Genomic DNA, 7,546 nt, shown 5'->3' on the forward strand with positions numbered 1-7,546 from the left:
CGGGCTTGCCCGCGAAGGCGGCGTGTCAGTCAATACAAATGTTGACTGACCCACCGCTATCGCAGGCAAGCCAGCTCCCACAGTTGGACGTGCGCCAAACTCGGCAAACCAGGACACCGCCAATCCCCTGTGGGAGCGGGCTTGCCCGCGAAGGCGGCGTGTCAGCCGACACAAATGCTGGCTGACCCACCACTATCGCAGGCAAGCCAGCTCCCACACTTGGATGTGCACCAACCCCCTGTGGGAGCGGGCTTGCCCGCGAAGGCGGCGTGTCAGTCAATACAAATGCTGATTGACCCACCGCTATCGCAGGCAAGCCAGCTCCCACAGTTGGACGTGCGCCAAACTCGGCAACCGAGGACACCACCAATCCCCTGTGGGAGCGGGCTTGCCCGCGAAGGCGGCGTGTCAGTCGACACAAATGCTGGCTGACCCACCGCTATCGCAGGCAAGCCAGCTCCCACACTTGGATGTGCACCCAACTCGGCAAACGAGGACACCACCGATCCCCTGTGGGAGCGGGCTTGCCCGCGAAGGCGGCGTGTCAGTCGACACAAATGCTGGCTGACCCACCACTATCGCAGGCAAGCCAGCTCCCACACTTGGACGTGCGCCCAACTCGGCAAACGAGGACACCACCAATCCCCTGTGGGAGCGGGCTTGCCCGCGAAGGCGGCCTGTTAGTCGACACAAATGCTGGCTGACCCACCGCTATCGCAGGCAAGCCAGCTCCCACACTTGGATGTGCGCCCAACTCGGCAACCGAGGACACCGCCGACCCCCTGTGGGAGCGGGCTTGCCCGCGAAGGCGGCGTGTCAATCAATACAAATGCTGGCTGACCCACCACTATCACAGGCAATCCAGCTCCCACACTTGGATGTGTGCCAGGCTCGGGAACCGAGGACACCGCCGATCCCTGTGTTCTGGGATCAATACACCCCACCTGCTGCGGGTCCAGGGGGTTCAATTTGCTTGAAGCGACCCGCTAGGGTTTGCAGCCCGCGCATCAATACGGTGGTATCCACGCCGACGGCGACAAAAGTAGCGCCCAATTCCAGGTAGCGGCGCGCCAGTTTTTCATCGGCACTCAGAATGCCAACCGCCTTGCCTGCTTTGCACACCCGCGCAATCGCTTCTTCGATCGCCGCTTGTACGTCCGGGTGGCCAGGGTTGCCCCGATGGCCCATGGCTGCCGACAAGTCCGCTGGGCCGATGAACACGCCGTCTACGCCGTCGACCGCGGCGATGGCATCGAGGTTGGCCAGGCCCTCGGTGTTTTCGATCTGCACCAGCAGGCACATTTCTGCGTCGGCCTTGTCCAGATAATCCGGCACGCTGTTCCAGCGCGACGCCCGCGCCAACGCGCTGCCGACGCCCCGAATACCGTGGGGCGGGTAGGTGATGGCGCGCACCAGCTCGCGCGCCTGGGCGGCGCTTTCGACCATTGGCACCAGCAGGGTCTGCACACCAATATCCAGCACTTGTTTGATCAACGCCGTGTCGCCCTGCACCGGGCGGATGATCGGCTGCGACGGGTAGGGCGCAATTGCCTGCAACTGGCCGAGCAGGCTGCGCAGGTCGTTGGGCGCGTGTTCGCCGTCGATCAGCAGCCAGTCGAACCCGGCGTTGGCGGCCAGTTCCGCGCAATACGCATCCGCCAGGCCCAGCCACAGGCCGATCTGCGGCTCACCCGCCTTGAGGCGGGCCTTGAACGTGTTTTTCAGCATCACTACACCCTCAGACAAAGCGGCAGGCAATGCTGCCCAGTTGGTCGTAGTCGACATGGAAGGTGTCGCCCGGACTGGCCGTCACCGGCCGCGTGAACGAGCCGCCGAGGATGATCTGCCCCGGTTCCAGGCTCACGTCGTAGGCCGCGAGCTTGTTGGCCAGCCATGCCACGCCCTTGGCCGGGTGATTGAGTACGGCGGCGCTGACCCCGGATTCCTCGATCACGCCGTTGCGGTACAGCACCGCCGGAATCCGCCGCAGGTCCACGTCGGTGGGGCGTACCGGGCGGCCGCCCATCACCACGCCGGCGTTGGCGGCGTTATCGGAAATGGTGTCGAACACCTTGCGGGTGGCGCCGGTCTGCGGATCGACCTGCTGGATGCGCGCGTCGATGATTTCCAGCGCCGGGATCACCCATTCGGTGGCGTCGAGTACTTCGAATACCGTGACGTTCGGGCCCTTGAGGGGTTTGCCGAGGATGAACGCCAGCTCGACTTCCACCCGCGGCACGATAAAGCGTTCGAAAGGGATGTCGGTGCCTTCGTCGAAGAGCATGTCGTCGAGCAGGGCGCCGAAGTCGGGTTCGGTGATGTTCGACGAGACCTGCATGGCGCGGGAGGTCAGGCCGATCTTGTGGCCGACCAGCTTGCGCCCGTCCCTGATCTTGCGTGCTACCCATGCGCGTTGGATGGCGTAGGCGTCGTCGAGGGTGATGTCGGGGTAGCTGAGGGAAAACTGCGCGACTTGCTGGCGCGTGCGTTCGGCCGTGTCGAGGCGCTCGGCCGCCAGTTGGATCAAGGTTGAATCGAGCATGACGGGTCTCTCTGCAAAAAAGGATTCAGCGGTTGAACAGCGGGTGCAGGCTGCTGTGTTTGCCGTCGTAGACCTGGCCCAGGCTTTCGTCGATCTGCAGGGTGATGCCGATCGGTCGCTGCAGCAGCAGGTGGCCCAGGTGTGCGTTCAACACCGCCAGCAATTGGTCACCGACCTGTTGGTGCACCGCTGCGCTGCGCCCGGCGCCCATGCGCAGGTTGGCGTAGAGAAAGCCGTAGTCGCCGTTGCCGTCGGCCACGGCGCTGTGGGCGGCGGGGTAGGCCAGCACGCGGGTGCCGCCCTTGGGGAAGACCGCTTTGCCGCTTGCGTCGTGTTGCTCGAGCATGGTGTCGGCAAGTGCCCGGCACAGGCCCGGGATGTCGGCGCAGGGCTCCAGGTCGGCGGTGTAGAGCAGGACTAAGTGGGGCATGTCAGGTCTCTCTGTCAGAGGCGGCTGGTGGAGGCCACGGCAGTGGGGTTGGACGCGCTGGCCGGCGGCGTGGCCGAGCCGTCCTGTGGCGTCACCGGGAAAATCGCGTTGATCTGGCCGGTACCGGAGGCGGCGAAGTAAGGCGTCAGTACTTCGACTTTGGCGTCGTAGTTCGACCAGCCCATGGCCCCCAACAGCATCGCGGTGTCATGCATGAAACCTTCGCCGTGCCCCTTGGCCGCGTACTCCGGGAGCATGCCGCAGAACTCCGGCCACTCGGCGTCCTGCCACATCTGCACCACACGCTGGTCGAGGGTTTCGAGGAACGGGCTCCAGATCCGGGTGGCGAATTCCGGGGCCTGGCCGTTCTGGGCAAAACGGTGTGACAGTGAACCGCTGGCAAGGAACGCCACGGTACCGTCGTAGTGCTCTTGCACCGCCTTGCGCATGGCCCAGCCGAGGCGGGCGCTGTCGTTGAGGTAGTGCGAGGTGCACAGCGCCGACACCGAGATCACCTTGAAATGCTGGTCTTCGTTCATGTAGCGCATCGGCACCAGCGTGCCGTATTCCGGTGCCAGGGTGGTGGCGTGGTGGGCCATGGTTTCCACGCCAAGGCGGTTGCATTCATCGGCGAGGATTTTGCCCAGCTCCGGGTTGCCGGGGAACTCGTACTCCATGTTGCTGATGAAGTGCGGCAGTTCGTTGCTGGTGTACAGGCCCTTGAAATGCGGCCCGCAATTGATGTGGTAGTTGGCGTTGACCAGCCAGTGGGTGTCGAACACCACCAGCGTATCGACTCCCAGTTCCCGGCAGCGTCGGCCGATTTCGCGATGCCCGTCGATGGCGGCCTGGCGAAAGCCCTGGCGTGGGCCGGGCAGTTCCGACAGGTACATCGACGGCACGTGAGTGATCTTGGCGGCTAGAGCAAGCTTGCCCATGACGGTTCTCCTGGCGGGGCCCTCGAGGGCCCGGATTCTTGTGATTGGTCTGCGCGAAGGTAGCCGGTGACCCTTGCCGTTTTATAAACCCGGCAGGCTCACGATAGCGAGTCGATCCTCACACCCCCCAGCGCGGAATGTGATGGCTGCCCATGGAGATGCAGATGTTCTTGGCTTCGGTAAACACCTCGAAGCTGTACTCGCCGCCTTCACGCCCGGTGCCCGAACCCTTGACGCCGCCGAACGGCTGGCGCAAATCGCGCACGTTCTGGCTGTTGATGAACACCATGCCGGCTTCGATGCCGTAGGCCAGGCGATGGGCCTTGCCGATGTCCTGGGTCCAGATGTAGGAGGCCAGGCCGTACTCGGTGTCGTTGGCCAGGCGCAGGGCTTCGGCCTCGTCCTTGAACTTGATCAGGCACACCACCGGGCCGAAGATTTCTTCCTGGGCGATGCGCATGCGGTTGTCCACGTCGGCAAACACGGTGGGCTGGATGAACTGGCCCTTGGACAAGTGCGCCGGCAGATTGGCCGGGCGTTCCAGGCCGCCGGCCAGCAGGTTGGCGCCTTCTTCGATGCCGATCTTGATATAGCCGGTGACCTTGTCGTAATGGGCCTGGGTGATCATCGAGCCGACCTGGGTCTTCGGGTCTTGCGGGTCGCCGACGATCAAGCGCTTGGCGCGTGCGGCGAACTCGGCGACGAAGCTGTCGTAGACGGTTTCCTGGATAAAGATGCGGCTGCCGGCGGTGCAGCGTTCACCGTTCAGCGAGAAGATAGTGAACAGCGCTGCGTCCAAGGCGCGATCAAGGTCGGCATCGTCAAAAACCAGCACCGGGCTCTTGCCGCCCAGTTCCATCGAGTACTTTTTCAAGCCTGCGGTCTGCATGATCCGCCGCCCGGTGGCAGTGCCGCCGGTGAAGGAAATCGCGCGCACATCGGGGTGGCGTACCAACGCATCGCCGGCCGTTGCGCCGTAACCCTGAACGACGTTGAGCACGCCGGGCGGGATGCCGGCTTCCAGTGCCAGGCGCCCGAGTTCATTGGCGGTCAGCGGCGACAGTTCGCTCATCTTCAGCACCGCCGTGTTACCCAGGGCCAGCGCGGGCGCGGTCTTCCAGGTGGCGGTCATGAACGGTACGTTCCACGGCGACACCAGCGCGCAGACTCCCACCGGCTGGCGCAGGGTGTAGTTGAGCATCTGATCGTCGACCGGGTAGCTGTGGCCGTCCATGCGCGTGCAGACTTCGGCGAAGAAATCGAAGTTATGCGAGGCACGCGGGATCAGCACGTTCCTGGTCTGGTGGATCGGCAGGCCGGTGTCGAGGGTTTCCAGTTCGGCCAGGTTCGGCACGTTCTGCTCGATCAACTCGCCGAGCTTGCGCATCAGCCGCGCGCGCTCCTTGGCCGGGGTGTTGGCCCACTTGGGGAAGGCCTGCCTGGCCGCCGCGACGGCCAGGTTGACCTCCTCGGCACCGCCGCTGGCGACTTCACCCAGGGCTTCGCCGGTGGCCGGGTTGTAGTTGGTGAAGGTGTCGCGGCTCTCGACTTCGCGGCCGTTGATCCAGTGCTTGATCATGCTGTGCTCTCTGTTGTTGTGTTCAGCCGCGCGCGGCAAAGAATTCGGATTCGCTGACGATGCGGTTGACCAGGCGGCCAACGCCTTCGACTTCCACCACCACTTCATCCCCCGGCACCACATCGGCCAGGCCTTCGGGCGTGCCGGTGGCGATCATGTCGCCGGGTTGCAGGGTCATGAAGCTGGAGAAGTATTCGATCAGGTAGGGGATGTCGAAGATCATGTCGGCAGTGCTGCCTTGCTGCTTCAACTCGCCATTGATCCAGGTGCGCAGGGTCAGTCGCGACGGATCGGGCACGTCGGCGGCGTCGACGATCCACGGGCCGACCGGGGTGGTGCAGTCGCGGTTCTTCACGCGCAGGTTGGGGCGGTAGTAGTTTTCCAGGTAGTCGCGGATCGCATAGTCGTTGCACACCGTGTAGCCGGCCAAATAGTCCAGCGCGTCCGCCCGCTTGACGTTGCGTGCCGGCTTGCCGATCACCGCCACCAACTCGCACTCGTAGTGCATGTACTTGACGTTGTCGGGGCGCCAGGTCACTTGGTTGTGGCCGGTGTAAGTGCCCGGCGACTTGATGAATGCCAGCGGTTCGGTGGGCGCGTTGAAGGCCAGTTCGGCGGCATGGTCGGCGTAGTTCAGGCCCAGGGCGAACATGCTGCCTTCGGCCGGCGGCAGCCATTGCACCTGATGTTCGGCGAGCAGGCGGCCATCGGCGAGGCGCACGGCGTTGTCGGCTTCTACGGTGACGGTGTGGATCTGGTTCTGATAACGGATGCGTGCGTGTTTCATCGGTGATTCCTCACTCGGCCACGATTGAGTTGCGCAGGCGACCGAGGCCGCTGATTTCCACCACGACGTCATCGCCGGGCACCACATCGACGCGGCCTTCCGGGGTGCCGGTGATCAGCACATCACCTTCGTGCAGGGTCATGAATTCGCTGAGTTCGGCAATCAGCCGGGGAATGCTGCGCACGAAATTGGCGGTGGTGTTTTCCTGGCGCACTTCGCCGTTGACCAGCAGCTTGAGTATCAGGTTGTGGGCGTGCGGAACATCGCGGGTGGGGATCACCTCGCTGCTGAGTGCACAGAAGCCATCGCGGCACTTGGCTTTGACGGCGGGGCGGTAGTAGCTGTCTTCGGGCAGGCTGAATTCGTTGACGATCAGGTAGCCAGCGACGTGGGCCAGGGCGTCCTGTTCGGCGACGCGGCTGGCGGTCTTGCCGATCACCACGCCCAGCGCCGGGCCGGGTTGCAGGCGCTCGCCGGCGGGGGCGGTCACGGCTTGGCCGTCGGTGGTGCGGGTGTTGGGGGTCTTGATGAACAGGACCGGTTTTTGCGGTGGCTGCTGGTAGGGCGGTTGGTTGAATTCGGCCAGTCGGCTTTGCAGCAGACCGGTGTAGTTCAAGGCAACGCCGAACAAGGTGCCTGTGGCGATTTCGCTGGCGGCGCGGGGCATGCGGATCTCCTGAGTCTGGCTGGGTTGGTTAACATGTTAATCTTATGGTTAAGATGTTAACAATGCCTGGGTGGGATTTTTTTTCAGCAGGTCAAGTCAGCGGCGAAAAGATCAATCGCAGCCTGGAGCAGACCCAGTCCAGCGTAGTGGTGGTGACCGAGCAGCAACTGCGCGACAAGGCCTATCACAGCCTGGTCGACGTGTTTGCCCGCACGCCCGGTGTGTATAGCCAGGCTGGTAACGAAAACTGGGGCATCCGCGGGGTGCCGGTGTCTGGTTTAGACGACCAAGGCCCGGCGACCCTCTGTGGGAGCTGTCGAGCTTTAGCGAGGCTGCGAAGGCGGCGGCACTGTTGGTAGAGAAGTTGCCTGAACCACCGCTTTCGCAGGCAAGCCAGCTCCCACATTTGAGCGGTGTCGTTCGGTAGAACGCGTCCGGCTGCAGGTCTCCAAAACAACGCCAATCCTCTGTGGGAGCTGTCGAGCTTTAGCGAGGCTGCGAAGGCGGCGGCACTGTTGGTAGAAGTGTTGGCTGAACCACCGCTTTCGCAGGCAAGCCAGCTCCCACATTTGAGCGGTGTCGTTCGGTAGAACGCGTCCGGCT

Annotated in this window: 7 protein-coding genes and 1 pseudogene; 1 reads left to right on the plus strand and 7 read right to left on the minus strand. The window is 63.7% G+C overall.

Going from position 1 to position 7,546, the window contains the following annotated elements; genetic code table 11:
* Positions 1 to 930: 930 nt before the first annotated feature.
* From hpaI to IB241_RS22630, 7 genes are all read right to left on the minus strand, one after another.
* Positions 931 to 1,728, minus strand: a complete 798-nt coding sequence (gene hpaI, locus IB241_RS22600) for a 4-hydroxy-2-oxoheptanedioate aldolase (RefSeq protein WP_192300415.1) — start codon at positions 1,726 to 1,728, stop codon at positions 931 to 933.
* Positions 1,729 to 1,738: 10 nt separating this feature from the next.
* Positions 1,739 to 2,542: a 2-oxo-hept-4-ene-1,7-dioate hydratase gene (hpaH, locus tag IB241_RS22605; RefSeq protein ID WP_192300416.1), complete on the minus strand. Its 804-nt coding sequence runs from the start codon at positions 2,540 to 2,542 to the stop codon at positions 1,739 to 1,741.
* Positions 2,543 to 2,567: 25 nt separating this feature from the next.
* Positions 2,568 to 2,972 (minus strand): 5-carboxymethyl-2-hydroxymuconate isomerase, encoded by a 405-nt coding sequence (locus tag IB241_RS22610; protein WP_192300417.1) that lies wholly within the window; start codon positions 2,970 to 2,972, stop codon positions 2,568 to 2,570.
* Between the two features lie 14 nt (positions 2,973 to 2,986).
* Positions 2,987 to 3,910: a 3,4-dihydroxyphenylacetate 2,3-dioxygenase gene (gene hpaD, locus IB241_RS22615; protein WP_192300418.1), complete on the minus strand. Its 924-nt coding sequence runs from the start codon at positions 3,908 to 3,910 to the stop codon at positions 2,987 to 2,989.
* A 118-nt stretch (positions 3,911 to 4,028) separates the two neighbouring features.
* On the minus strand, positions 4,029 to 5,489 hold the full coding sequence (gene hpaE, locus IB241_RS22620) for a 5-carboxymethyl-2-hydroxymuconate semialdehyde dehydrogenase (RefSeq protein ID WP_192300419.1): 1,461 nt from the start codon (positions 5,487 to 5,489) through the stop codon (positions 4,029 to 4,031).
* A gap of 22 nt (positions 5,490 to 5,511) precedes the next feature.
* Positions 5,512 to 6,276 carry a fumarylacetoacetate hydrolase family protein gene (locus tag IB241_RS22625; RefSeq protein ID WP_192300420.1) on the minus strand — a complete coding sequence of 255 codons (765 nt, stop codon included), beginning with the start codon at positions 6,274 to 6,276 and terminating at the stop codon, positions 5,512 to 5,514.
* 10 nt (positions 6,277 to 6,286) lie between these two features.
* A complete protein-coding gene (locus tag IB241_RS22630) occupies positions 6,287 to 6,943 on the minus strand; it encodes a fumarylacetoacetate hydrolase family protein (RefSeq protein WP_192300421.1) in 657 nt (218 codons plus the stop codon).
* A 95-nt stretch (positions 6,944 to 7,038) separates the two neighbouring features.
* Between IB241_RS22630 and IB241_RS22635 the strand changes: the two are divergent.
* Positions 7,039 to 7,257, plus strand: a pseudogene (locus IB241_RS22635) (TonB-dependent receptor plug domain-containing protein); the annotation flags it as partial.
* Positions 7,258 to 7,546 lie beyond the last annotated feature (289 nt).

It is taken from the genome of Pseudomonas sp. PDM05, from assembly GCF_014851685.1.
Classification (GTDB): domain Bacteria; phylum Pseudomonadota; class Gammaproteobacteria; order Pseudomonadales; family Pseudomonadaceae; genus Aquipseudomonas.

Bases quoted from the DNA above. Each gene is read 5' to 3' on its own strand.
- hpaH (WP_192300416.1), bottom strand. From the start codon at position 2,542: ATGCTCGATTCAACCTTGATCCAACTGGCGGCCGAGCGCCTCGACACG.
- IB241_RS22630 (WP_192300421.1), bottom strand. From the start codon at position 6,943: ATGCCCCGCGCCGCCAGCGAAATCGCCACAGGCACCTTGTTCGGCGTT.
- IB241_RS22625 (WP_192300420.1), bottom strand. From the start codon at position 6,276: ATGAAACACGCACGCATCCGTTATCAGAACCAGATCCACACCGTCACC.
- hpaE (WP_192300419.1), bottom strand. From the start codon at position 5,489: ATGATCAAGCACTGGATCAACGGCCGCGAAGTCGAGAGCCGCGACACC.
- hpaD (WP_192300418.1), bottom strand. From the start codon at position 3,910: ATGGGCAAGCTTGCTCTAGCCGCCAAGATCACTCACGTGCCGTCGATG.
- hpaI (WP_192300415.1), bottom strand. From the start codon at position 1,728: ATGCTGAAAAACACGTTCAAGGCCCGCCTCAAGGCGGGTGAGCCGCAG.
- IB241_RS22610 (WP_192300417.1), bottom strand. From the start codon at position 2,972: ATGCCCCACTTAGTCCTGCTCTACACCGCCGACCTGGAGCCCTGCGCC.